This is a genomic window from Psychrobacter sp. AOP7-A1-24 (assembly GCF_052376235.1).
Classification (GTDB): Bacteria; Pseudomonadota; Gammaproteobacteria; order Pseudomonadales; family Moraxellaceae; genus Psychrobacter.
The window spans coordinates 11,649-36,001 of the sequence record NZ_JBQSVM010000031.1 but is presented as its reverse complement, the minus strand read 5'-3'; the positions used below and the strand labels follow the sequence as shown (position 1 = coordinate 36,001).

At 43.8% G+C, this 24,353-nt stretch carries 12 protein-coding genes; 8 read left to right on the top strand and 4 right to left on the bottom strand.

Annotation, left to right across the window (positions count from 1 at the left end; translation table 11 throughout):
* Window positions 1-110: 110 nt before the first annotated feature.
* The 3 genes from ACT3QQ_RS10605 (at window position 111) to bfr (ACT3QQ_RS10595) (ending at window position 1,721) form a co-directional block, all read left to right on the top strand.
* Window positions 111-302 carry a (2Fe-2S)-binding protein gene (locus tag ACT3QQ_RS10605; RefSeq protein ID WP_444520815.1) on the top strand — a complete coding sequence of 64 codons (192 nt, stop codon included), beginning with the start codon at window positions 111-113 and terminating at the stop codon, window positions 300-302.
* A gap of 382 nt (window positions 303-684) precedes the next feature.
* The gene (bfr, locus tag ACT3QQ_RS10600) at window positions 685-1,173 is read left to right on the top strand and encodes a bacterioferritin (RefSeq protein ID WP_444520816.1); all 489 of its coding nucleotides are present in this window, start codon (window positions 685-687) and stop codon (window positions 1,171-1,173) included.
* Between the two features lie 68 nt (window positions 1,174-1,241).
* The gene (gene bfr / locus ACT3QQ_RS10595; protein WP_444522576.1) at window positions 1,242-1,721 is read left to right on the top strand and encodes a bacterioferritin; all 480 of its coding nucleotides are present in this window, start codon (window positions 1,242-1,244) and stop codon (window positions 1,719-1,721) included.
* A gap of 154 nt (window positions 1,722-1,875) precedes the next feature.
* Here bfr (ACT3QQ_RS10595) and ACT3QQ_RS10590 read toward each other — a convergent pair whose 3' ends face one another.
* Window positions 1,876-3,252 (bottom strand): DHA2 family efflux MFS transporter permease subunit, encoded by a 1,377-nt coding sequence (locus tag ACT3QQ_RS10590; protein ID WP_444522575.1) that lies wholly within the window; start codon window positions 3,250-3,252, stop codon window positions 1,876-1,878.
* A gap of 594 nt (window positions 3,253-3,846) precedes the next feature.
* Between ACT3QQ_RS10590 and yghU the strand changes: the two genes are divergently transcribed.
* The 5 genes from yghU (at window position 3,847) to uvrA (ending at window position 12,748) form a co-directional block, all read left to right on the top strand.
* A complete protein-coding gene (yghU, locus tag ACT3QQ_RS10585) occupies window positions 3,847-4,668 on the top strand; it encodes a glutathione-dependent disulfide-bond oxidoreductase (RefSeq protein WP_444527990.1) in 822 nt (273 codons plus the stop codon).
* 245 nt (window positions 4,669-4,913) lie between these two features.
* Complete coding sequence (locus tag ACT3QQ_RS10580) at window positions 4,914-6,185, top strand: DUF1176 domain-containing protein (RefSeq protein WP_444527989.1); 1,272 nt, start codon at window positions 4,914-4,916, stop codon at window positions 6,183-6,185.
* A gap of 594 nt (window positions 6,186-6,779) precedes the next feature.
* Complete coding sequence (locus tag ACT3QQ_RS10575) at window positions 6,780-8,441, top strand: DEAD/DEAH box helicase (RefSeq protein ID WP_444527988.1); 1,662 nt, start codon at window positions 6,780-6,782, stop codon at window positions 8,439-8,441.
* Between the two features lie 179 nt (window positions 8,442-8,620).
* Window positions 8,621-9,865, top strand: coding sequence for a DUF819 family protein (locus tag ACT3QQ_RS10570; protein ID WP_444527987.1), 1,245 nt, complete (start codon window positions 8,621-8,623; stop codon window positions 9,863-9,865).
* Between the two features lie 315 nt (window positions 9,866-10,180).
* Window positions 10,181-12,748 (top strand): excinuclease ABC subunit UvrA, encoded by a 2,568-nt coding sequence (gene uvrA, locus ACT3QQ_RS10565; protein WP_444527986.1) that lies wholly within the window; start codon window positions 10,181-10,183, stop codon window positions 12,746-12,748.
* Window positions 12,749-12,857: 109 nt separating this feature from the next.
* Here the strand turns inward: uvrA and ACT3QQ_RS10560 are convergent, their stop codons facing one another.
* Genes ACT3QQ_RS10560 through ACT3QQ_RS10550 form a run of 3 tightly spaced genes read right to left on the bottom strand, consistent with a single transcriptional unit; the run spans window position 12,858 to window position 24,262 of the window.
* Window positions 12,858-14,285 carry a reverse transcriptase family protein gene (locus ACT3QQ_RS10560; protein WP_444527985.1) on the bottom strand — a complete coding sequence of 476 codons (1,428 nt, stop codon included), beginning with the start codon at window positions 14,283-14,285 and terminating at the stop codon, window positions 12,858-12,860.
* Between the two features lie 3 nt (window positions 14,286-14,288).
* Window positions 14,289-16,526, bottom strand: a complete 2,238-nt coding sequence (locus ACT3QQ_RS10555) for a hypothetical protein (RefSeq protein WP_444527984.1) — start codon at window positions 16,524-16,526, stop codon at window positions 14,289-14,291.
* On the bottom strand, window positions 16,523-24,262 hold the full coding sequence (locus ACT3QQ_RS10550; protein WP_444527983.1) for a HEAT repeat domain-containing protein: 7,740 nt from the start codon (window positions 24,260-24,262) through the stop codon (window positions 16,523-16,525). Before ACT3QQ_RS10550 ends, ACT3QQ_RS10555 begins: the two co-directional genes overlap by 4 nt.
* Between the last annotated feature and the right edge of the window lie 91 nt (window positions 24,263-24,353).

Sequence of the window (24,353 nt, the reverse complement as noted above, 5' to 3'; positions counted from 1 at the left end):
GGCTAGAAAATAGTAAATTATTCGTTTATCAACGGCACTTATTAGAAAGGTTTTTTATATAAGTGTCATATGTCGTTATTATCGAATAGTAGTATGCCGAGGAGCAGTCCATGTACGTATGTATCTGTAACAACGTAAAAGAAAAACAAATTAAAGCCGCTATCGCTACAGGTGTTGATACACTCGATGGTCTAAAAGATACCCTTGACGTAGCAACTTGTTGTGGCTGTTGTGAACCGATGGTCAACGACTACTTAGACGAACACCATGCAAAACTCGATAATCTAGCGTATGCCGTTTAAACACCGTTAATCACACGTTCTCACTATCTAGTACAACAAAACCTAACACGACAAATTATATTCAGTATTTTGCATCCAACCTTATTTACTCTATATAAAGGGTAGGATGCAAGCGTTCGTGTAACCTCACTCCTGCACCAACATAATCTATGTTGAATAGTCTCCTGCCAGTTGTAGCTAATTATAATTCTCAATTAGCATCTTATTCTTAGTTCATAACGTTACACCCTATATTGCGTCTGTATGCTACTATATTTACCTAAGATTATAAGCTGTTTTATTGATTTTGATTTTTACTGATCAGTTTGCCAATTTTGCTATTCATATATAATAAATTGTGGATGTATAGTGATCTGTAAAAATAAATAGGGGAGTACTCGTTATGATAGGTAGCCAGAAAGTCATTGATTATTTGAATTTCTTACTAGGTGGTGAACTAGCCGCTCGTGACCAATATTTTATCCATTCGGAGATGTATGCTGAGTGGCACTATGGCAAGTTATACGATCGTATCCATCATGAGATGGAAGACGAAACGCTACATGCACAGAATATTATTCGTCGTATCTTGATGCTGAGTGGCACGCCAAAAATGTCTGTCGATGCTATCCATATCGGTGCTACCGTCCCTGAGATGTTGCAGTTTGACTTGGATTTAGAGTACCAAGTACAAAAGCATCTAAAAGAAGGTATCGCGCTATGCGAAGCAGAACATGACTATGTCACGCGTGAGATGCTGGTTGAACAATTGAAAGATACAGAAGAAGATCATGCGCATTGGCTTGAGCAACAACTTCGTCTCATCGACATGATCGGTCTACCGAACTACCTACAAAGCCAAGTGGCTGAAGTTGCTCCTAATCTTGTTTGATATCATCCAACGTATGAATAACATTCACAGTATTTAGCATAAATAATAAAGATTAAAGGAGAAAGGTAATGACAGGGGATAAAGAAGTCATTCGCGCGTTAAACAAAGTACTTGGGCAGTCATTGATTGCCATTAACCAATATTTTTTGCATGCACGTATTGCACGTCATTGGGGTCTAGAAGCGCTTAATGATTCATTATATAAGCAATCTATTGCTGAGATGAAATGGTCAGACGATTTAATCGCTCGTATCTTGCTGCTAGGCGGTTTGCCAAACTTGCAAGAGCTAGGTAAGGTACTGGTCGGCGAAGATGTACCAGAAATCATCGAGTGTAATCTACGTCTTGAGAGACAAAAGTTCGATATCATTACTGATGCTATCACATTGTGTGAGACTAAGTCTGACTATGTCTCTCGCCAGCTATTAGTCACGCTAAAAGATGGCAATGAAGAGTATGACGATTGGTTAGAGACGCAGCAAGATTTGATCGAAAGTATTGGTGTAGAGCGTTATATCCAATCGCAAATGAGTGATGATGACGCATAGTCGTATTCACCATTATTGTGAGTCATGACAAAAAAGCCAGTATATGATTGATAACTCAATCGCATACTGGCTTTTTTTCTGTCTATACAAAGTAGAGACGTGTCGTATGTAAAATCTCACTTAATAGAAAACTTGTCTCGATTAAAAGTACGCTCTAGTACAAACCGCGACCATCCTCAGGTTTTAAACGTAGGAAATAAAGCCCTGAGAGAATGGTTAAAATACCCAATATCCAATAAGTGGTTTGGAACGCTAATAACGTATCCATTTGCAGGCGCTCACGTAATAGATTCAACACAGCAGCACCAAAGGCAATACCAAAGCTAATCGCTAACTGCTGATTAACCGCCATCAAACTATTGCCGCTACTAGTCTGTGTACCCTGTAAATCGCCAATCGTAATCGTATTCATCGCACTGAACTGCATAGAGTTGCACGCACCCATAATGGTCAAGATAGGTATAAACCATAACCACTGCGACGCATCGTTAAACTGTGCCAGTACGATGATAAGCGAGCCCATAAACAAAGTATTGTAGACCAAAACCTTACGATAGCTGAAACGCTGAATAATCTTACTGACCCAAGGTTTAATCCCTATAGCACCAACCGCAATCGGGGCAAGCAACCAACCTGCCTGCGAAGGCGAGTATTCAAACACCACTTGTAGTAGTAACGGCAGTAAAAATGGCACGGCACTGATACCAAGCCGCGTGAATAAATTGCCGGTAATACCAATTCGAAAAGTGCGAATGTCAAACAAACTAAGTGGAAACAGTGGAGCTGCTCGTCGTTTGGCATGCCAGACATACGCGCCGATCAATAGACTTGCGCCTAACCCGAGCAACAAACCATAAATTCCGCGACCCGTCTGTGAACCAAACTCGACAGCCAGTGTGAATCCGCAAGCAGCTGCGGCAAACAATGCAAACCCTGTCCAATCAAGGCGCTTGGTATCTTCAAATAGTGCTGGTACCAGCTTTTTGCCCATGATAAAACCTGCCACACCCATTGGAATATTAATCAAGAATATCCAATGCCAGCTAGCATACTGCACGATATAGCCACCCAATACTGGACCGACTAGTGGCGCAACCAACGCAGGTATCACGGCAAAATTCATCACAGTGAGCAGCTTATTGCGCGGATAAGACTTGACCAATATCAAACGAGCGACAGGCGTCATCATGGCACCGCCAATACCCTGTACCACACGTGAGGCAACCAAAAAATCTAATGTTTGCGACGCAGCGCACAGTAATGAGCCAACACAAAAAATAATAACCGCGGACAAAAATACGCGGCGCGTGCCATATTTATCTGCTAAAAAACCACTGATAGGGATAAAAATCGCCAGAGTTAATGCATAGCTGATGACGGCCCACTGCATTTTTAGTGGTGACTCACCTAGTGCTTGTGCCATTTGTGGCAATGAGGTGTTCAAAATAGTAGCGTCTAAAATTTGCATAAATAGCGCTACCGCTAGTACGTAAGGTAGGTATTTATCTTGAGTCGGGGTGAGCGTTACCATGTGAGTCCCATTGAACGTCTCGTTATGAAGTAAGAAAATAGCGGATTTGCGAGCAGATCACTATGCAAACTGAGTAGTATAAGAAAGCCTGACCTATAATAAAAGTGACTCAAAGTAATTAGGGCGTGTTGAACATTCAAATATTAGGGCTGCTGATCGCTAAAATTTCACCAAACTAGGCGCAAGCCGACGATAATGTCGAGACCTTAACTAGGCTTGTAACGACGTTTGGGGTGATTTTAGCATCAGCCTTTCAGGGCAGTACTCTTTTTTGCCAATACATGGCGAAATTGTTTCACCTAGAATGACTAGGCATCAAAAATTTCACTGCATATTGTCTAAAAAATAGTCACTGCCAGCACCACATTTGAATGTTCAACACGCCCTAATCTAAGACAGCAATGCAAAGAGTAGCTAATAAAAATGCCAAGAGATGAAATTAGACAAAAAAGCTGTTGAGTACTGATAGCACATCTTCTTTTACTTTAGCAGTAGAAACACAACATTGATTACAAGAGAGAGCTTTAATATCATCATGAGTTCTCGTTATAGTAAACATTCGCGACAGTCATAAATATAAATCGAGGAGAGACTATGAGTCAGGATAATAATAAATACGTACCACCCAAAGTTTGGACGCAAGACAAAGATAGCGGCGGCAAGTTTGCCAGTATTAATAGTCCAACGTCTGGTGCTCGCTATGATAAAGAGCTGCCTGTTGGTGATGCTCCGTTACAGCTGTACTCATTAAATACGCCAAATGGCGTCAAGGTAAATATACTACTAGAAGAGCTGGCCGAGCTTGGTGTTGAGAGGGCAGCATATGATGCCTACAAAATCGATATTTCTGAAGGAGAGCAGTTTGGTTCAGGGTTTGTAGAGATAAACCCTAATTCAAAGATTCCAGCTTTGGTCGATCATTCTGATGATACAGCTGGGGAGCCAATAGCACTCTTTGAGTCGGGCGCAATCTTGATGTATTTAGCAGAGAAATTTGATAAGTTCCTACCGTTGGCTACTGGCAAAGCGAGAGCAGATTGCTTGTCTTGGATTATGTGGCAAATGGGTAGCGCACCTTTCTTAGGTGGCGGCTTTGGACATTTTTATGCCTATGCGCCTGAACCTATAGAGTATCCCATTAACCGCTATACTATGGAAACTAAGCGTCAGCTCGATGTATTAGATACGCACCTAAAAGATCACGAGTATCTGTGCGGCAACGATGAGTCTGATTACAACATTGCAGATATGATTGTGTGGTCTTGGTATGGCCAGCTGGCATTAGGAAAGCTCTATGATGCAGCAGAATTTTTACAAGTAGAAGACTATAAACACTTGCAGCGTTGGGCCAAGAAGATCGCTGAACGTCCTGCGGTTAAACGGGCAGTAGGGCTAGAGCTAAAACCAATCGATTAATCCACATACTCAATATAATTGGATATAACGATAAAGCGCAAATAGAGTAGTAAGGCTGATAAATGATTATTTATCAGCCTTTTTAATTATATAAATAAAAACAAATATAAGTGTTTTTTAGTCTTTTTATTAGCTTTACATAATGCTACATTAGAATAACAGATAGAAACACTAGTGCGTTAAGATAGCCGAGCACCATTATAATAGACAGGTGTTTGTACTTTTTCTACTGAAAGGTGATGATTATGAAAGACAATAATTATATAAACGATACGTCGCTATTAAAAGACGCTGTTTTAACTATTGCTAGCAGGTCAAATACCTATTCAAATATATATGATAATAGTACCCAATTTAATGAAAATCTAAAAAACATCCCTATAGAGCATTATTCAGAAAATATACCTAAGAAAATAAAAGAAAAATCCACCTTTATGATGAAAAATAAAATATTACTACCTGTATTTGCAGCGCTTAGCACAGCTTTATTTAGTACCACTAGTATAGCGAGTACATCGACTGAATTTACTAGTCAAGACTGGCAAGTCGCCTGTGATAATACGCGTACGTGCCGGTTAGCAGGTTATCAAGCAGAGAACAACAGCGAGTTTCCGGTTTCTATATTGCTCGTACGCCGCGCAGGTGCGAATGCTGGTGTGGATGGTAAAGTAAAGCTTGGCGGGGCTAAGGATAGCTCATCTAAAGCCTTAATGCAGCTTGGCAACCGTCATCGTATCTCGTTGTTTATTAATGATAAAGACTATGGTGAGACTAAGCCATACTCAGCCGCTGCAGGTAATGCTGAGCTTACTCAAGCACAGGTAAATGCATTGTTAGAAGCTTTGACCAAATCTAGCAAGATTACGTTGGCCTTACGTAATTCACGTTGGCAGGTCTCTGACAAAGGTGCTAGTGCTGCGATGCTAAAAGCCGATGAGTTCCAAGGTCGTGTTGGTACCTCAAGTGCTTTTATTAAAAATGACGCTGCTGTTAAGTCAAGTGGCGGTATACTACCTCCCAAAGCCGCGCCAGTACTAAGGTTTGTCTTGCCAAGTGCCAAAGCTGACGATAGCAAGGACAAAAAGTTTGTGATGCAGTCTTCTCAATTGGCATCGTTGGTAAAAGGTACGATGAAAGATGCAGATAATGTTTGTCCCAACTTATCAGATAAATCACCTTGGCGTATCAGTCGTCTAAATGGCTCGCAACTATTGGCGCAACATGGGTGCTGGACAAGCGCTTATAACTCTGGCGCAGGAGCTTGGGTGATCAATGACAGTAAACCTTATAAGCCGGTGTTAGTGACGACCAGTGCTACTGGCTACGATAAAGGCAAGCTTACCTCTGTACAAAAAGGTCGCGGTATTGGTGATTGTATGAGCAAAACGGATTGGCTCTGGACGGGCCGTACATTTGAAAAAAGTCATGAAAGCACCACAGGGCTTTGCCGTTTAATCGAGGTGGGCGGAGCATGGCAACTGCCTACCTATGTCACTGAAGTCAAAATGGTGCGCTAGTATGTGACCAGCGAGCCTCTTGTTCGCTGAATATCAGTTGAAAGAAATATAGTCGAAGTAGGTTAGACTCTTATATGAGTAACGCACTGTCTCACCCACAACCAAAGAAATGACTAGATATAATTTTTTATTGTGCTATACTACGTCGCCACGTTAGCTTAGGCTTTCGTGAATTATGAGATTGATAACATCGCCTGCGATTTTGGGTCTAGGATGACCATAAGTAATTGTTGCCGATGATTTTGTGTACTTAAATAACCTCTTAAAAAATCAGTTATTTTTGACTCATATCTTATCTACTAGCCCAAAAAATGGGTTTAGATTGGTTGCTGTTTGCCTTTATCTGCTTTGGACAAAGCATTGATAATACGCGTATATCAAGCAAGGATAAGACACTCGGCACTACCACCAAAATACGTCAGACAGCACGAACGCATTTATTGTAAAGACGCTAAGCTCTATTGGCTTGGTTTCTAATTATCGACAATTTCATATTGTTCGGTAATGCTAATAAGAGCAGCGTGGTGAACGGTTATCAGTGGTATGCATCAAGTTTGCTGAATTTACAGCAGCTTATACTTACCAAGGATTCCTATGACTGACATCTTATCTACTATCGCCGCTGAAAACGGCATCATCGAAAACACCGATACTCCAAACACTGATACTCAAGCGGCTGCTACTGACGCCACTGAAGAAAACAAAACCACTTTTACTGATCTTGGTATTGCTAAGCCAATTCTTACTGCGCTTGATCGTAGTGGTTATACCAATCCAACACCTATCCAAGAACAAGCCATTCCTTTCGCTTTAGCCGGACGTGACCTGTTGTTGTCAGCGCAAACGGGTAGTGGTAAAACAGCGGCATTTGTTATCCCTGTACTTGACCGTTTGAGCCGTGCAACTAGCTTTGACAAACTAACCAAAGCACTTATCCTAACGCCAACACGTGAGCTTGCTCAGCAAGTGCATGACAGCGTGCGCACTTACTCTAAAGACATGCGTGGTCTATTCTGTGTACCACTAGTTGGCGGCGCACCGTACAACGGTCAGATCACTGCTTTGAGAAAGGGTGTTCAAGTAATCGTTGCGACTCCTGGTCGTCTACTTGACCATATCAATGCGGGCCGCGTTGATTTATCAAACCTAGAAGTACTAGTACTTGATGAAGCTGACCGTATGCTAGATATGGGTTTTGCTGATGATATCAGTGATATTCTCCGTGCAGCACCAGTCGATCGTCAAACAATCATGTGTTCAGCGACTTGGGATGGCCCAGTAGGTAAAATCGCTGCCAGTTTCACTAAGAATCCTGAGCGCGTATCTATTAAAGTAGAATCTGCACACATCGAAGAAAAAGTGTACTACTGTGATGATTTTGATCATAAAAACCGTTTACTTGACAAAATCGTTTGCCAAAAAGAAATGGATCAAATCATTATTTTTGCTGCAACTAAGCGCAGTACTGAGAAGCTAGCAAAACAGCTACAAGAAGCGGGCCATAAAGCAAGCTTCCTACATGGGGACTTGCCACAAAGCAAGCGTAACCGTATCGTTCAAGACTTACGTAATGGCAAATGTAAAATCCTAGTAGCGACTGACGTTGCTGCACGTGGTCTAGATGTACCAGCTATTTCACACGTTATCAACTATGACCTACCACGTCAGACTGAAGACTACGTCCACCGTATCGGTCGTTGTGGCCGTGCTGGTCGTACTGGTGTTGCTATCAGCTTATGTAGCATGGACGATCGTCCACAGCTAGCAGCCATCAACCGCTATCTAGATCGTAAGATGGAAGTATGTGTCATCGAAGGTATGGAACCTAAGAAGACTTATGTACCTAGTGAAAACAAAGGTAAAGGCCGTGGTCGTGGTCGTGGTCGCTCTAACGGTGGTGGTCAAGGCCGTGGTCGTTCAAGCGGTGGTTATGCAGGTCGTTCTAATGGCGGCGGTCAAGGTCGTGGTCGTTCAAACGACAGCGCATCAACTGGTCAACGTGCTAGCAACGATAGCGGTTATCAAGGTAAGTCACGCGATTCATCTGGCAAACCAAATGAGCGTTCAGGTGGCAAGCCGTATCAAGGCAAGCGCACTGGTGGCCCAAGCCGTGGTGATAGCAATGGCGTTCCACGTGGTGAGCGTGCTGCAAGTGGTCGCGGTCGTCCAAGTGGCAGCCAAGGCCGTCCAGCAGGTCGTTCTGACAGCCGTGGTCAAGGTCGTTCAAACGGTGGCAACCGTGGTAACAACTCGTAATATGGTTAGACTGGACGATTAAAATCATTGATTCATTAATCGTCTAAAAATATAAAAAAGCCAGATACTTAGGTGTCTGGCTTTTTTGTGTCTGGTAATTCTGTATTTATCATTGCGCGACTTTTTTGCCTTGTCTATACTGATTGACTTTTGCCAGTTGTAACGCTTGGAGCACCTTGATGCCTGCCACCTCAAATTTAGCAATTGATAATTTGCCATTAGCTTTTGGCATCATCATGGCCATTATTGGTCTGGTTTTTTATACCCAAGGCTTACCTGGTAAGTTTTGGCGACGGTTTTATGCAGTTCTACCGGGTATTGTGCTTTGCTGTTTTATACCAGCTACGTTAAATAGTTTAGGTGTGTTTGCTGATGGTGTTGGTTCGCAGATTTATGGCTTCACCGCTACTTATTTGCTGCCAGCAAGTTTGCTATTAATGACACTATCCATGGATGTGCCCAAAATATTGGGCTTAGGCTGGAAAGCGATCGCTATGTTCTTTGCTGCCAGTGTCGCTATTATTATTAGCGGTCCTATCAGCTTAGGAGTCGCTAAATGGGTATCGCCTGCGATGTTTACCGATGATACCTTATGGCGTGGGTTTTCAGCAGTGGCGGGCAGCTGGATCGGTGGCGCAGCTAACCAAGCAGCGATGAAGGAGTTGTTTGGGGTCAGCGATGATCTATTTGGTATGATGATTTTAGTTGATGCGACCAATGCTTCGCTATGGCTATTGGCCATACTGGTGATGGCAAAACACAGTGACAAGATAGATCGGTTTTTGCGAGCGGATACCAGTAGTATCGACAAGGTCATTAAAGCAGTCGAAAGCTATGATCGCGATCATGCCCGCCCAGCAACCATCAATGATTTGATGGTGATGTTTGGCTTATGCTTTGCCATGGTCGGCGTAGCGCACTTTGTTGGTGGGCAGATTGCAGAGTTTTTTGCGCCATACAAATGGGCAGTACAGTATAGCTTTGCCAGCTCATTCTTTTGGATGGTGGTGATTATTACCTTAATAGGCGTTGTCTTCTCTTTCACTAAGATTCGTAGGCTAGATCATGTGGGTGCATCAAAAATCGGTACAGTATTTATCTTTGTATTGATTGCTGCGATCGGTATGCAAATCAATTTGGCGGGTATCATCTCACAGTGGCGTTTGTTGCTCATTGGTCTGTTATGGATGAGCATTCACGTCGTTATCATATTTGCTGTGGCTAGGATGATTCGTGCGCCGTTCTTCTTTTTGGCAGTTGGCTCTAATGCTAATACAGGTGGTGCGTCGTCAGCGCCCATTGTCGCTACAGCCTTTCACCCATCACTTGCGCCAGTCGGGGTGTTCTTAGGTATTTTAGGTTATGCGGTAGGGACATTTGGCGGTTATATCAGTACGCAATTGATGCGGTTGGTCGTGTCATGATATCTACGTTATCAGTATCTTAAATTACATCGTTATCCTCACTTGAAGTATTAAATATACGTCTACACTCGGTTGCCTGGTACTACTTTTAAATTGCATCGACTATAGTGTTTTTTACTAAACAAAGCCCGCGTTGATGCGGGTTTTTTATTATTAGTTATTAGGCAGTTTGAGTTATTGTTTTGTCTATCTATGCTATTAATACGTAAGCCTAGCCATAGCACCATATAAGTACGTGTTAATCTTTCTGCTAATTGAACAAAGAAAACCAAACTCGTTAGGAACAAAGAAAGATTTGATAGGAACAATAACGCTATGGCGAACTCAAAAAAATTAGAAGAAACAACCAATAAAATAAATAAAGTAAGAAATGCCCTTTACAACCCTGACCAAGATAATATTCAAGTTAGAGGTGCGCGTGTACACAACTTAAAGAACGTTGATGTTGATTTACCTCGTAATGCATTAGTGGTTTTTACGGGTATATCTGGATCAGGAAAATCATCATTAGCTTTTGGTACATTGTTTGCCGAGTCACAACGCCGTTATCTTGATTCGGTATCCCCTTATGCAAGGAGATTAATCGATCAGGTTGATGAGCCAGATGTCGATAGTATAGAAGGCTTACCACCAGCAGTCGCCTTACAGCAGAAGCGGGGTACGCCTTCAGTGCGATCATCTGTAGGTAGCGTGACAACGATATCGAACGGCTTACGTATGCTGTATTCACGAGCAGGAGAGTATCCAGAAAATCAAGAAATTCTGTACGCGGATGCGTTCTCTCCAAACACGCCTGATGGTGCTTGTCCCACTTGTTCAGGTATCGGCCGTGTGTTTGAAGTCACTGAAGAGTTGTTGGTTCCAGATAATACCAAAACCATTCGTGAGCGTGCGATTGCAGCATGGCCACCAGCGTGGCAGGGTCAGAACCTCAGCCGTATATTGACCACACTGGGTTATGATATCGATAAACCATGGCACACGCTGCCAAAAAAGACACGCGACTGGATTTTGTTTACGGATGAGACGCCTACTGTACCTGTCTACCTTGAATACAATATTGAACAAACGCGCGATGCGATTGAGAAAGGCGAAAAGCCAAACTATATGGGCACTTTTACCAGTGCCAAAAACTTCATTCTGCACTCTTTTGCCACGACTCAAAGCCCGCGTACCAAAAAGCGCGTCTCGCAGTTTATGCAAATATCTGAGTGTCCAGAATGTCATGGCAAAAAGCTAAAAAAAGAATCGCTATCAGTTAAGTTTGCAGGATTGGATATTGGTGAGCTGTCACAGTTGACATTGACTGAAATGGCGAAAAAGTTAGAAGTCACTGCTCGCACTAAGATAGCCGATGAGACACCGAATCGCGAAAAAGCTATCGTCGCACAGCGTATTGCCAGTGATATTCTCTCGCGTGTTGAAGCATTAAACAGGTTAGGACTCGGCTACTTATCGCTTGAGCGTACCACACCGACACTCTCTCCTGGTGAGCTACAGCGACTGCGGCTAGCCACTCAGATTCGCTCGCAACTCTTTGGCGTAGTTTATGTCCTTGACGAGCCATCGGCTGGTTTGCATCCTGCTGACACCCAAGCCTTGCTAAGTGCATTAGACGAGCTGATTGCTGCTGGTAATTCAGTGTTTGTCGTTGAGCATGATGTTAGTGTTATCAGACATGCCGATTGGATAGTCGATGTTGGGCCAAAGGCGGGCATACATGGCGGCGAGATCGTTTATAGCGGGCCTGTAGAAGATATTGGTGAAGTTGAGCAGTCGCACACGGGGCAATACCTCTCTGCCAATACTATGTCTAACGCTCAATCCAAATCTAGTACAAGGCAGCCTACCGCATGGCTAAAGCTTGCGAATATTGAGCGTAACAATATTACAGGGTTAAACGTTGAGTTTCCGCTTGGAGTAATGACAAGTGTCACAGGAGTATCAGGATCAGGTAAATCAAGTCTGGTTAGCCAAGCGTTGGTAGAGCTTATTAACGAAGCATTGGGGCAAAAAACAGTGACAGAAGCGCCTGTCGGTGAAGCGGATTTGCTTGAACAAGAGCTTGAGTCAGTAACTGGCGGTGAAATCGTCGCTGGTATGAAGCATGTCCGCCGTCTTATTAATATTAATCAAAAAGCCATTGGACGTACACCGCGATCTAACTTGGCCACCTATATTGGCTTGTTTGATGATGTGCGTAAGCTATTTGCAGCGACCAATCAAGCAAAAGCACACGGCTATGATGCTGGTAGGTTTTCATTTAACACCAAAACAGGTCGATGCCCAAATTGCGAAGGCTTAGGGTTTGTCAGTGTTGAGCTACTATTTCTGCCAAGTGTTTATGCGCCTTGTCAGGTATGTCGCGGTCAACGCTATGACGAGGAAACGCTAGCAGTCACTTATCGAGATAAAAACATCGCTGAAGTATTAAACCTAACAGTTGAAGCGGCTCATGAGTTTTTTGTCGATGAAGCACCTGTTTTGCGTGCATTAGAGGCGTTGCTACAAGTTGGACTTGGCTACTTACGTCTGGGTCAGCCTGCCACTGAATTATCAGGCGGCGAAGCACAGCGTATCAAGCTTGCCACTGAGCTACAACGCAAGCAGCGAGGCGACACACTATACATATTGGATGAGCCAACCACAGGTTTACATCCCGCTGATGTGTCTATGCTAATGGCGCAGTTAAATGGTCTCGTCGATGCAGGTAACACTGTCATCATGGTTGAACACGACATGCAAGTGGCGAGCAATAGTGATTGGATTATTGATATCGGGCCAGAGGCAGGGGATGCGGGCGGTGTTATTGTCGCTCAAGGTACACCATATGACGTTGCTCAATCAAAAGACAGCCGTACTGCACCGTTTCTACTGGTGTAATGAAAATGACATGTTGGGTTAAATAGCTCTGCGTTAGTATGCTTTATTTAAACGAGTATTAGAAATAGAGTTTTTCTAATACTCGTTTTTTATAACTATAAATAAATATCTATGCAGGTGTCGCTTGCTGCTCTTGCAAGCGCTCGACTCTAGCCAAATAACTATGTCCCAGTTCTGGCTCTGCTGAGGCTATCCAAGCGGCATATCCTGATAACGTATCCAAAGTTTCATCCGCGCGCAATTTGCCACCTGACTCTAGATTATGAAGCGCTGCACGTAACATGCGTTTGATTTGTCGTGAGACTCTTGGGACACCGTCGCCATTCACTACCATGCCAGTAACGTTGTGCTGATTACCTTTACGAATAACACGCGTTTTATCATTGTTTAATGCAAAACCTTCTTCGCGTAATATCTTATGGACTGATCCTAATAGTTGCCCAATCAGTTTATTGTGCTGCGTATCCGCTTGTTTTTTTGTGGTGCTAGTTTTAGCTTTTGATTTGGATTTAGTTTTGGTGTCTGCAACAGCGGGCATACTAAAGGTCAAATCATCTGCATAGCGACTATAACGTAGACCCAATTTTTCTGCTAGACCCGTTAAGCGACGATCCAAATTTAAGCAGACGATGTTCGTTAACGCAGGACTGGTAGGCGCGCCTTGTGGCAAGGCTCTGTCTCCTAGCGCCACGTAATAAGTTTTGCCATCTTGCTGTACCACTTGACGGGGGGATTCGGTACAGAGTAATGATAATAAGGTAGAAATTTGCTCTGGATAGCCAGCATGACGGAACACACCTTTGACACGGCGCCAGCTGATGCTAGGAAAGAAGTCTTTAACATCAAGTTTGATAATTAACTCGCTGTTGCTATGTACTGCGGCGTTGGTCACGATAGATTTGCCACGTACGAAGCCATGAGCGACACCATGCGTTGTTAAGTTATTCAAAATATTGTGCAAAATCCAGCGTTGTACAAACTTTAAACGCGGTATCGGCGACCATATCTGACGCGCTGTCCCATTGCGTTTGGCAATCGTAAAATGCGAATAAGAGAGATTGGTGGCGACCTCTCTTTGATAGCACAGCCCCTTTAATTGCGGGATAGTAAGGTTCACAGCCTCTGCAAGTTCATGGTGTTTATTTAACAGTGGTAATTTGTTTTCGATAAGACGATTGGTGGCGTCTTTGACATCCCACTTATCAGTACTGGTATCATCTGACCAATATACATGACGACCAAGATAAACCATGTGATGTGCTTTATATGCTTGCCAAGCAGCCTTTTTGAGACTTTTTTCTTCAGTGGCTTCCTTTTTTAAGGCTTTTTTATAGCGCTCACGTTCTTTTGGACTCATGTTATCGACAGGTTTGCGATCAACCATAAAGCCTTGACTGACCAGTTGCTGTTGCACATATTGGTAGCGTCCACCTGCCTGCTCAATGTCTTGCCATAGCTGTTGCCACTGACGCTCGAAAGGAGTGGGTGTTGGCTCAGGACTGATGTAATCATTATTGTTTGCTGTTTGAGTGGTCATACATTACATCCCTTGGTTTTCGATAAAGCCTTTGGCTTCAAATCTGGCAATATGTTGTAAAAAAGCGGATTTAGCTTGAGCAGGTTGATTAAACGCCAGTTGTTGGCGCGTCTCTTTGCCACCTATAGTTTGTTCGATGGTGATTTTCTTATGGGCAATAGTGATGTAAACATAAGCAATAGAACTCTCTTGCGCTGCTAAATCCTGCGCCTTACCGTTTTCATTCGGATATAGATGAGCAACTGGTTGAGCTAGGGCAGTCAAATCAAGCGTTGCTGCAGAAGGTAATGCCATAAGCGAACTGTTGGCTGCTTTTATTTTTGCACTTTCTTGTACGTTTGCTTGAGTATTTTTAGTCTTATTAAGACGCTTGCTTGGCACACGTTTACTCAAGACTCGAGTATCATGCCAGCTATCATTGCTTGTGTTATTAGGGTCGTACTGGTTGTATCTAAGGCGCAGCGCGATAAGATGCGCACACACACCATGAGTAAGACGATGTTGCAAGTACTGCGGGCAGCTACATTCTGCTTTGGTCACCAGTCCTTCGTCGCCTAATTGCAGCTGGCTGTGATAAGTGCGTCTGTCTTCTTCGACATGAATGTCTGCACGGATAGTGATACCTTTGACAGCGACAGTCTCAACTGTGAATTTTTGCACAGCATCTGTACGGCCAATCAAATCAAAAGCCTGCTTTTCTGCTTCGTTGTGATAAGCGAACTGTGCCATGTCAAGCGGCGCTTGGGTCAATGGCCTGTAATGATACAGCTGTGTCGCCATCTCAAAGCGAATCAATCCTTGCTGCGTACCTGATAGTAACCATTGCTGCACTTGTGAGTGAGAAACAGGCACAGATTTCAGCAAAGCATCTGCTGACAGCGACTTTACCAAATCGTCTAAGGTGCTAGGAGTGCTCGCCAGTGTTTTAATTAATACAGACAAGCCATTACTGTCATTTACAGACTCTTGGTCACTGTCCAATTTATTATTGTCTAAAAGACCTTCTTCACTAGCAGCTAATATATTGTGCAATGGGCGCTTGGGTAGCAATAAATCAAAGTTTAATGACTGTGACCAATTGGCTTGACTAAAGCCGGTCATAGCAAAGGTAAAATGAAAGCCTTTGCCTTTCAGCGTCCAATAGCTTGGCATACCTTGACCCAGTAGTGATACGGACACGCTATCAGTATGTGGTAATAGACGTTTTAGCAAGCTCAGACGCCTACGGCCCCACAAGCGAATTAGTTTTGCTTGTTGCCCTTGGTAGGGTTTTTGCTGTTGACTCACTTGGCTGGTAACGGTGATGTCAAAAGGCTCTAGTATAATCACTGGCAGCTGCTGAGGCCTGAGCTCAATAAGTAGGCCACGGCGCTTACCTTTGATATCAGCATGCATACGCAGCTCAAACAATACGTTATACAATGCGATTGGATCAAGATGAATAGTGTCTTGTGGTAATTGGCCTGCAGACTGTACTTGTAACAGCGCTCTGATCCAACTTTTGGGTACATTGATACGTTTTTCTATGATCTGCTCTTTTACGCTAAGGTTGGCTACATCGCTATCAGTATCTGCTGCGTCTGTTTCTGGTATGGTTTCAAGTAGCTGTAAGCCGACCGCTTCATGACCAATGTCTAATATCGTTTGTTGATGGTCGCGAATTTTTTCAATACCGTTAAATAAAGCCGCGCTGTAATCAATGCTTGTGGTACCAATGGTCGGTTTGGTGCTATGCTCAAAAATCTCATTAGTCAATGTTAATTGAGCATAGCAGCCTTCATCACGGCTAAATACCTCAAAGCTAACGCCTTGCTCGTGCACCTGAATAATCGGATCTAAAATACAAAAGGCGAGTGGGTCGTTATCGAATAGCCACGTGAAATAATCACGTTGTGCGGTAAATAGGTTTTTATTACTGCTAGCACGGCGCATCTGCATAAATACCGTATATGCCGAGCGGTCTTTTGGCACATAACGGTAGTCACTACTCACCACATCAAACAATGCTAGCAAACTGTCACGAAAAACAAGAGGAGACTTGACCTTACCGTGGAAGTTAACGTCAGATCGATTCAGCTGAGCAAATAGTGCTACATGCTGAGTGTGCTCGCTCGTTTGCGCATCGGTTTGGCTGATTTGACTGGGTGCAGCGTAGTCTAGCTGCATCATCAAGCCATCAGTGTTTGCTACTACTTCTGACTTTGTTTCTGACGCTTGGTCCAATTGGTTATCTATAGTCATTGACTGTCTCCTTCACCCTGATTGCTTTTTTGACTGCTGTCCTGACTATTTTGTGTTACTTGGGTAGAGCTAGATTGCGACTCTGTATTGCCAGATGACAGTTTGCCAGATGATAATGGACGCTTTTGCTGCGCTCGTACCATGGCACGCTGCCAGCGACGCATTACTTTATAAGCAAGCTTTTGAATATCTGCATTTTCATGCGTCATGAGTGTCGTCAGCCACTGCTCGATATTTGGATCATGTAGTTGTCCAAGTGCCTCGATAGCACGGATACGAACGGTCATCTCCATGTTGTCATTACTCGCACAATGATAAAGTGCATCGGCATCTTTTGCTCTGACCCACTGTAGTAGCTGCTGATTAATTGGCATCTCGGTAGACGAGCTCTTATTTTTCAGCGCATTTTTTACCACAGTTATTATGGATTTTGGGGTAGATATACCGCTTTGTTCAATACGAGCAAGCAACGTTTCTAGCAAGGTTTGATTGTCATAAGTGAGCTGCGATTGAGCTGCTGTTGATACAGCGCTCAACGTCGCTACGATACCTGACAGCATCTTATCTTCAGCGACAGGTCTGGCCAGTAATGCTAGCAGTGCTTGCTGCCACCAATCGCTGACGGTAGTAGACAGTAATGGAATAGAGGTGGTAGTCAATGGTTGACGCGCTTTATTGAGCCAATCAAGCATTGCTGAGATCTGCTTAACCGCCACTTTATCGACAGCTCCTTTGGCAGTTTTGATGGTCACATGACGCATGATTAGCCAAACCAGTTGTTTGATAGTGTCACCCACTTGTTCAACCATCTCGATCCACTGGTTGTTGCTGATAGTAGTCGGACTGCGGTTAATGGTATCGATCAGCGTATGCCATTGCTCGCTTGCGACGTCAAAACGCTGCTGCAACGTTGCAACCATTTCTTTGTCTAGATAGCTGGTTGGATACTGAGTCAGATAGCACAGTCCAATATGCTGTATCAGTGTGTTGTTACTGGTAATCAGCACGGTAAGCTGTGATGTTGGCATATCTTGCTTGGCCATAATGGCATTTTGCAGTGCCATCAAGGTATCGGCTGGCAAGTTCGCACCATGCTGCGTGATGAATGTTGCCAGCTCATCGATGCTGCTATTATCAATGATGCGCTTTAGACTCAAGCGCTCAGTTGCTTCTACAAAGTCATCATTATGGCTTTGGATGGCTGCCCAATCATAAGGATAAATCTGCGCTGCGAGACTGCCCCACGTTTTCTGTGCCGCAGTGTAAGCCACCATAAGCACATCACGATCTAAGTTGTTTTGCTTTAAGATATCTAAAATTAATGTTTTATTGGCATCGCTATCATTCATCTGTAGTAGCCATACCGCATGTCTTTGTGGACGGAAGAATATGGCTTTATCGATATGAATGCGTATATAGCTGCGTATTTGTTCCCAAGCAGGCGTTGTGTTGAGCCAGCGCAGTCCATTTAGCCAATGGACAATGGCGGGGTTGGTGAAATGGACTGCGGGGTCTGACAAGTGCGATTTTAATAGCTCAAAAATATGTGGACTATGCTCAAAGTCACCACCTTGTGCAAGGCGACCCAAGGCTTCACTAGCCACGTCTTGTAAGTAGTGCTCGTCGTCTTCGGCCAGTTTGATCAACTTATCATAGGCTTTGTATAAGGTATGAGTCTGTAAGTTTTTATCAGCATTGTTCACAGGCGCGCTGTCATTAGCCGCGTTATCATTAGGCGAGTTAGCACTTTGACTTTGGTTTTGGTCTTGATTGTCACTGTCACTGCTGCCTAGTAGCTCGCCAATAGCTAACACACTGCAGCTGCGGAACTCAGCATCAGGGTTATAATCGATCGTGGCCATCAAGATGTTGACCCCATCAGCATGACCGCATTTAGCGAGCCCTTCAGCCGCGGCAAATTGTACGTCGGCGTCTTTATTGCGTAGGGCGTTTTGTAATGAAGCAATGCTGCCGTGACGCCTTTTGGCTCGATATGCCAATGCTTCAACCAACTTAAAGGTATGGTTGGCTGGCATTTGCTCGTAGGCGAGTGCCAAAGCAGTATCAATGCGTGAGGATAGATCGCTGTCGTCCGACTTTACCCATGCAAGTGATGGCAATAGCTGTGTGGCAAGCTCATAATCATTATGATTCATAAGCGTGACAAACAGCGAAAGTAGCACTTGCGGGTCTCTTGGGTGCTGACGTTGTAACCAACGCGTGTCTTCACGCTCCTCTAAATAATCCTCAATTTTTTGATCGTAACCGCTGACTTTTAAGAGAGTAGTAAATAAGTATTTACGCTCTTCTTTATTTTTTTCTGGCGTGTGCTCAAACAGATTTTCTAAACGCTGCAGTAAGGGTGCAACCAATTTTTTGTTACGCAGGTCAGCAATATCCCAATAAATAATCTGTTTAGGTTGTTTGTTGTGAGGGTCATCAAGTAAGGCGAATAATCGAAAGTGCGCCGCATTGGCAACCTGTTCAGCAGTAGTGATATCAAAGTCACTATCAAAGCTGCTCTCTAAACGCCCTTCTAAAGTATTCTTATTGAGGTATTGGTGTGATATGAGTGCATTAGACAGTAGCTTCGAGCTACGATATTTTTCTCCACTGGTCCGAGCATCTTCAGCAAAATCAAACAAGTGATCAAATATCGTACTGTCTGCAAACAGTACGTCATAAAACTCGACCAGTTGCTTCAGTGCTTGATACTTAGCACTCCAGTCATCACTCTTGATGGCCTGCAGCAAAAACGTCAGTTTGTCTTGACGTTGCACTGATGGCGATTGACTGTTTGAAAAGGGTGTGACAATGACTTGTTTCCACTCAGCAACGATTTGAGGCAGCAGCGACTGACAATAGGTTTGTAGCCCAAGCAAGCTGGCTGGAAGATGACCTAAGCGACCTTTTAGCAGATGATAAGCTTCTTCTGCTAAAATCTGATTATTGGTTTTTAATAAATCAATGAGTTGCTGATTGGCACTGCTGCTGACGTTACTTGTATCTGATTTTTCACTCTGCTGCTGTACAGCTTCGTCCTTTGTGATATCTAACAATAAACCCAAGCCGCGTTTTACCATATCACGGTAGGGGGTACTCATGGCATAGTCGGCCAGCTTTTTGGCAGGCATGTTCAGCTTATACAAGCACTCCCACGCCAACTCACGAGTATCAAAACTACTGTGGTTCAGTAGTGGTAACAACACGCGACTGGTACTGTCTTGCCAGCCTTCATCGCTATTAGTATCCAACTCCGATGATTGAGTCGCCAGCCACATCAATCCTCGTATGGCTTGGTCCGTGGTACTGCTATCAGCATAATAGTCATCGCCTGCACGTATGACACCAATCCAAGCACCAAAGGCAAGAGACTGATATGGATAATGCACTTCAAAACAGTCTTGTGGGTCAGTAGAAGAGTCACTTGCATCCTGAATGGAGGCTGATACGGGGTGAGCACTTAATAATGCCTGCAGACCACACTGCCACTTCTGCAACGTCTCAAAAACATCGTCTTCGTCGTCATAATACTCATAAGCGAATAATTCAGAGAAGTGACAGATGACACTGATGGTTTGCGCACGCACTAGTGGTTGCTGGTGTTGACTGAGTCTGGCCAGTTGTTGTAGTTTTTCGGTACTGACGGTTGCCAGGATACTTGCTCGGATAGAGGCCGTATTATGGGTTTTTCCTTTAACATCACCTTTGTTTGCTGTGTTTGGTACAGCATCTGCCATCATCGTGATGACTTCAGAGTGAGCCGATAAAATACCACCTAATTGCTGTGATAAGTAATCACTCAAATACTGCCATGCTGACGATAGTGCTTGCTGGTTACTACGTTGTTGCACGTCATTTGGGTAACGAGCGAGCATATTGGCATAGACTACTGCCGTGTCATTATCCGCAAAACTTAGTGCTTCTATCAGTCGATTGGGCTTAGCAGCAGTCGCTGCCGAGTCTTGCAGGTTATCTTGCAAGTCAGTGAATATCAATAGCAGTCTGACTGCTACTGCATAAGACTCTGACTCAAATAAAGGCTGTAATTGCCGTGCATGTGTAATACCTAAGCCATACTGTGCTTGTAGCCAATGAGTCGGCGTCATCGGTGAAACTAGGTTGCTGATATTGTCTGTGCCGTTTCTCTTATGAGTGAGAAAGTGCTGCCCGCGAGCATCACCTAAAATAGCCAAACCTAAACTGGCTGATTGACTGATAATGTCGCGCTCATCTTTTTGCCATTTGAGCAGCAGATCAATATCGTTTACAGTCACCATGAGCGTGAGTGTTGGAGCAAATGATTTAAAATCGGCGTCAGGGTGGTTTAAATATTTATCGTACCAGTTAAGCGCGTTGTATGTTGAGGGATAAGCCAGCTTTGATAAGCCAAATAATGCTTGACCTACGTGACTGTGCCACTGAGTATACGCTTCACTTTTTTTACCTTGAGAAGGCATTGGCAACTCTAGGTAGTGCTTAAAGACTCGGTACGCTTGCTCATCACTTCGCTCTGCCTGTTTTTCGTCAGCATAGAGGCGCGATTGACTGGCGAGTAATTGCGCGACTGTCAGTTGAATATCAGGATAAGGGCTATTTAGGGCTGCGGTAATCAATTCCTCATGATGGTTGTCTTTTTCATCGACACTACTATCATTTAAGTTGTTGTCTTCTAAGCTACTGTCATTAGCTAAAATATTAGGCTGTAAATCTGTCAGAGCCAAAGCAACCGTTAATGCTTGCTTACGCAGCTCAACACTGTTATCAGCCAACATAGCAACGAGCGCTGGCATGAGTTGTGTCAGCTGAGTCGTATTTGCCCTAGCTTGTACTGTGGTGAGGGCTTTATGCTTGGTATCCGCATAAGGGCTAGCAAGCGCGTTTAGCATCACATCAGCAAACCCTAGATGCTTGCTCTGTTTCAATGCAATCTCAAACGCTTGCTGACGAATGGCGGCAAACGTATCTGCAAAAAACAAAGTCAAGACAGCTTGATTGGTCTTTTGACTATTAGTTTCTTCAGTGTTATTGGCTTTATTCATTTTATGTTTCGATGTCATCGCTAGCAACAGTTGTTGCCATTCCTCTATCGCCACTTGATGTACATCTTCAAACAGGCTTTGCTGCAATAGCTTGATAATATCAACGATAGCGCTGTCAGAAGTGTTTTTAGATGACTGCTTAAATTGGCGGTTTAATAAAACTTTAACCACTTCTAATCGAATACTAGTAAAAGGGTTGTTTAAGGCTTGTAGCAGTATATCTGTCATCTCTGACGACATCTGAGCGCTTTTATCACTGCTCTTTGAGCTATCTGGTGTGACATGCTTTAAAAACAGTGCCAATGATTGCTCATGAATATCTTGATGTTTAGACGCAAAACCTGTGGCTGCCCAAGACAATACACTATCTGCCAACTTACCATAAGCTTGCATGGCGACTTGGCGCACGCCAGCGTCCTTATCATCCAGTAATGTCGGTAGGACTGCTTTGGCGTCGTCTATATCTAAATGACCGAGTGCATTTGCGACACCAGCACGAACGATGGTGCTATCCTCATGGCTCATCAGACTAATTAGCGTACCAAAGGCTCGTTTTTCTTGTAGGCAAGCCAGCGCATAGGCTGCCCGAAAGCTAATATCTTCGTGACTATTGCTTAAGCTCTGTAATAAAGGCTCTAACGTCTCATTGCTGAGCTTTACCGCCTCAGCGGCAGGTTTTTTAGATTTTGCAGGCTTAGCTTTCTTGCTCTTAGATTCCTGTGTATTCTCTGCTTGCGAGATAAAATCTTGTGTAGACAAGGTTAAACGGATTGCCTCATCGGATTCTGATGGTTTGTCATTCTTCTCATTTGCCGCTGTACTATCAGCATTGTCTAGCAGCGTACCTCGTAACAAGCGGAAGTCATCAAAATCCGTCAGGGTGCGTAATGTTTGTGTGTCACCTTGCTGTTTTAGTGCCTCTATCAATTTAGGCTGAGACAATAATGAGACGTAAAATGCCGTTTGCCTAATTTCTGTATCACGATGATTTTGTAGTAGCATCAGCTGACGCGATACTTCAAGATTGTTGAGCATATTACGTTGATACAAGCGAATAAGTCCTGCTTGAACAATGTCTGACTGATTGCACTCTAATGCCATTAAATCTGCTTGAGGACTGTCATCTGGCAACAGTGTCTCAAGAGACGCCAATGCTTGTTTGCGGATGTTGGCAAAACTGTGTGACAGCGCACCTCGCAAAATAGGTAAGATTCGGCGCTGGCTTGTGGCATCTTGCATGGCCACTTTTAGATACCCTTGCAACGCAGAAGCTATCACCTCTTCGTAGTAACGGTTTTTAAACGCCTCTTCTAAGTATCTAAGCGGGCGGGCGGTAGAGTCGGCTCGGTCTGCTAATGCATGAAATGCCGCAAGACGTAATTTTGCACTGTGCGCTGAGCTTAGTTGCTGCTCTAAAACGTGTGCCGTCTTATCAAGACTCGTCGTAGCGACCCACTGTACCAATTGCAATGCTTGGTTGGCTGTGAGTGTGTCGCTATCATCAAGTAGTTTTTTGACCAGATCTAACGTTTGATTGTCTGCTTGTGCCTGTAGCAGCGCCAAGCCTTCTTTAAACGCAACATCGCTATTGTTTGAGGTATCAGAGAGTAGCTGTTTAACTCTGTGGTAGCCGTCTTTTATGATATAAGTGACTGGCAGTAGCTTGCTATTTGATGCATTGCTCTGAGTGATGTCTATTGGTATAAAACGTAAGCTTTGGTCAAGGCCTACTACTATGATGGCAGGCTTGTCAGCATAGCTTGCGACGGTAATCTGCTGCGGCTTAACCAAATCTTCTTTACAACTGTTTGGCTGACCTTTATCAAATGCCCATGATTTGACGATTTTGTCATCTGCGGTAGTAAACAGTCGAGTGTCTGACACACAAAGCGACTTGATCATTTCGCTGTGCTGGCTTGACTTGGCTCTATCAACAGGATGTAGATCGCCTTGAACATGAGTGCGGTACAAGTATTTGTCCGCACCTGCTGAGAAGAAATACTGACCAACTGGCTCAAAACAAAGCGCCGTTACTTTACCTTGATGGAGCTGTTTACGGCTGCTTAAGCTAAGTTTTTCTTCATCTGAGGCCCATTGATAGCTGCTAACATCTCCCGATTGATCTGCCACAACTAGCCATGACCCATCGTTTGACGTTGCTAGTGCTGTCAATACAGAGTCTTTATTTGATATTGCTATAGCAGATGCATAAGGCTCAATGATGGCAGTACTACTGGTCTTACTGTTTTGATAAGGCCATACCACGATGTGTTTTGGATATAAAATAGCCAAGGCATCTTGTAGTGGTGCCATTGCGACGGCACGTCCTATCTTACTATCACTATTCTTAAGTGTATCAAGTAAGGATTTGGCACTGGTCTTTTTAACTTTTTTGGCTTGCCAGTCCGTTTGGTAAAGATGACCATCATCACCTATCATAACAATAGTGCTGTCATCTGTTTGGCTAATGGCTTGCATCGCACAAGGTAATGCGGTCGTCGATAAGCTAAATTGCTCACCTTGTTGATCGAGGATGTACAAAACAGGCGCCGATGTTTGGGTTTGCTGCTGGCAAGTAATAAAAAGACTGCGCCCATCCTGTTTGGTTGCTTTTTGAGTTGCCGCTTGGGTGCTATTGGCTTTACTGACTAAGCCAATAATTTGACCCCAATAGGGGAGTGTTATTGTTTTCATGGTGTTATCTCAGTTGAGGTGACGTCATATTTTTTTGAGTATCTTTTTTTGGATATAAAAGCTTACTAGTATTTACCTATATCTGTTATCT

Bases quoted from the DNA above. Each gene is read 5' to 3' on its own strand.
- ACT3QQ_RS10555 (WP_444527984.1), bottom strand. From the start codon at position 16,526: ATGACTATAGATAACCAATTGGACCAAGCGTCAGAAACAAAGTCAGAA.
- ACT3QQ_RS10605 (WP_444520815.1), top strand. From the start codon at position 111: ATGTACGTATGTATCTGTAACAACGTAAAAGAAAAACAAATTAAAGCC.
- ACT3QQ_RS10570 (WP_444527987.1), top strand. From the start codon at position 8,621: ATGCCTGCCACCTCAAATTTAGCAATTGATAATTTGCCATTAGCTTTT.
- bfr (WP_444520816.1), top strand. From the start codon at position 685: ATGATAGGTAGCCAGAAAGTCATTGATTATTTGAATTTCTTACTAGGT.
- ACT3QQ_RS10560 (WP_444527985.1), bottom strand. From the start codon at position 14,285: ATGACCACTCAAACAGCAAACAATAATGATTACATCAGTCCTGAGCCA.
- ACT3QQ_RS10590 (WP_444522575.1), bottom strand. From the start codon at position 3,252: ATGGTAACGCTCACCCCGACTCAAGATAAATACCTACCTTACGTACTA.
- ACT3QQ_RS10580 (WP_444527989.1), top strand. From the start codon at position 4,914: ATGAAAGACAATAATTATATAAACGATACGTCGCTATTAAAAGACGCT.
- bfr (WP_444522576.1), top strand. From the start codon at position 1,242: ATGACAGGGGATAAAGAAGTCATTCGCGCGTTAAACAAAGTACTTGGG.
- ACT3QQ_RS10550 (WP_444527983.1), bottom strand. From the start codon at position 24,262: ATGAAAACAATAACACTCCCCTATTGGGGTCAAATTATTGGCTTAGTC.
- uvrA (WP_444527986.1), top strand. From the start codon at position 10,181: ATGGCGAACTCAAAAAAATTAGAAGAAACAACCAATAAAATAAATAAA.
- yghU (WP_444527990.1), top strand. From the start codon at position 3,847: ATGAGTCAGGATAATAATAAATACGTACCACCCAAAGTTTGGACGCAA.
- ACT3QQ_RS10575 (WP_444527988.1), top strand. From the start codon at position 6,780: ATGACTGACATCTTATCTACTATCGCCGCTGAAAACGGCATCATCGAA.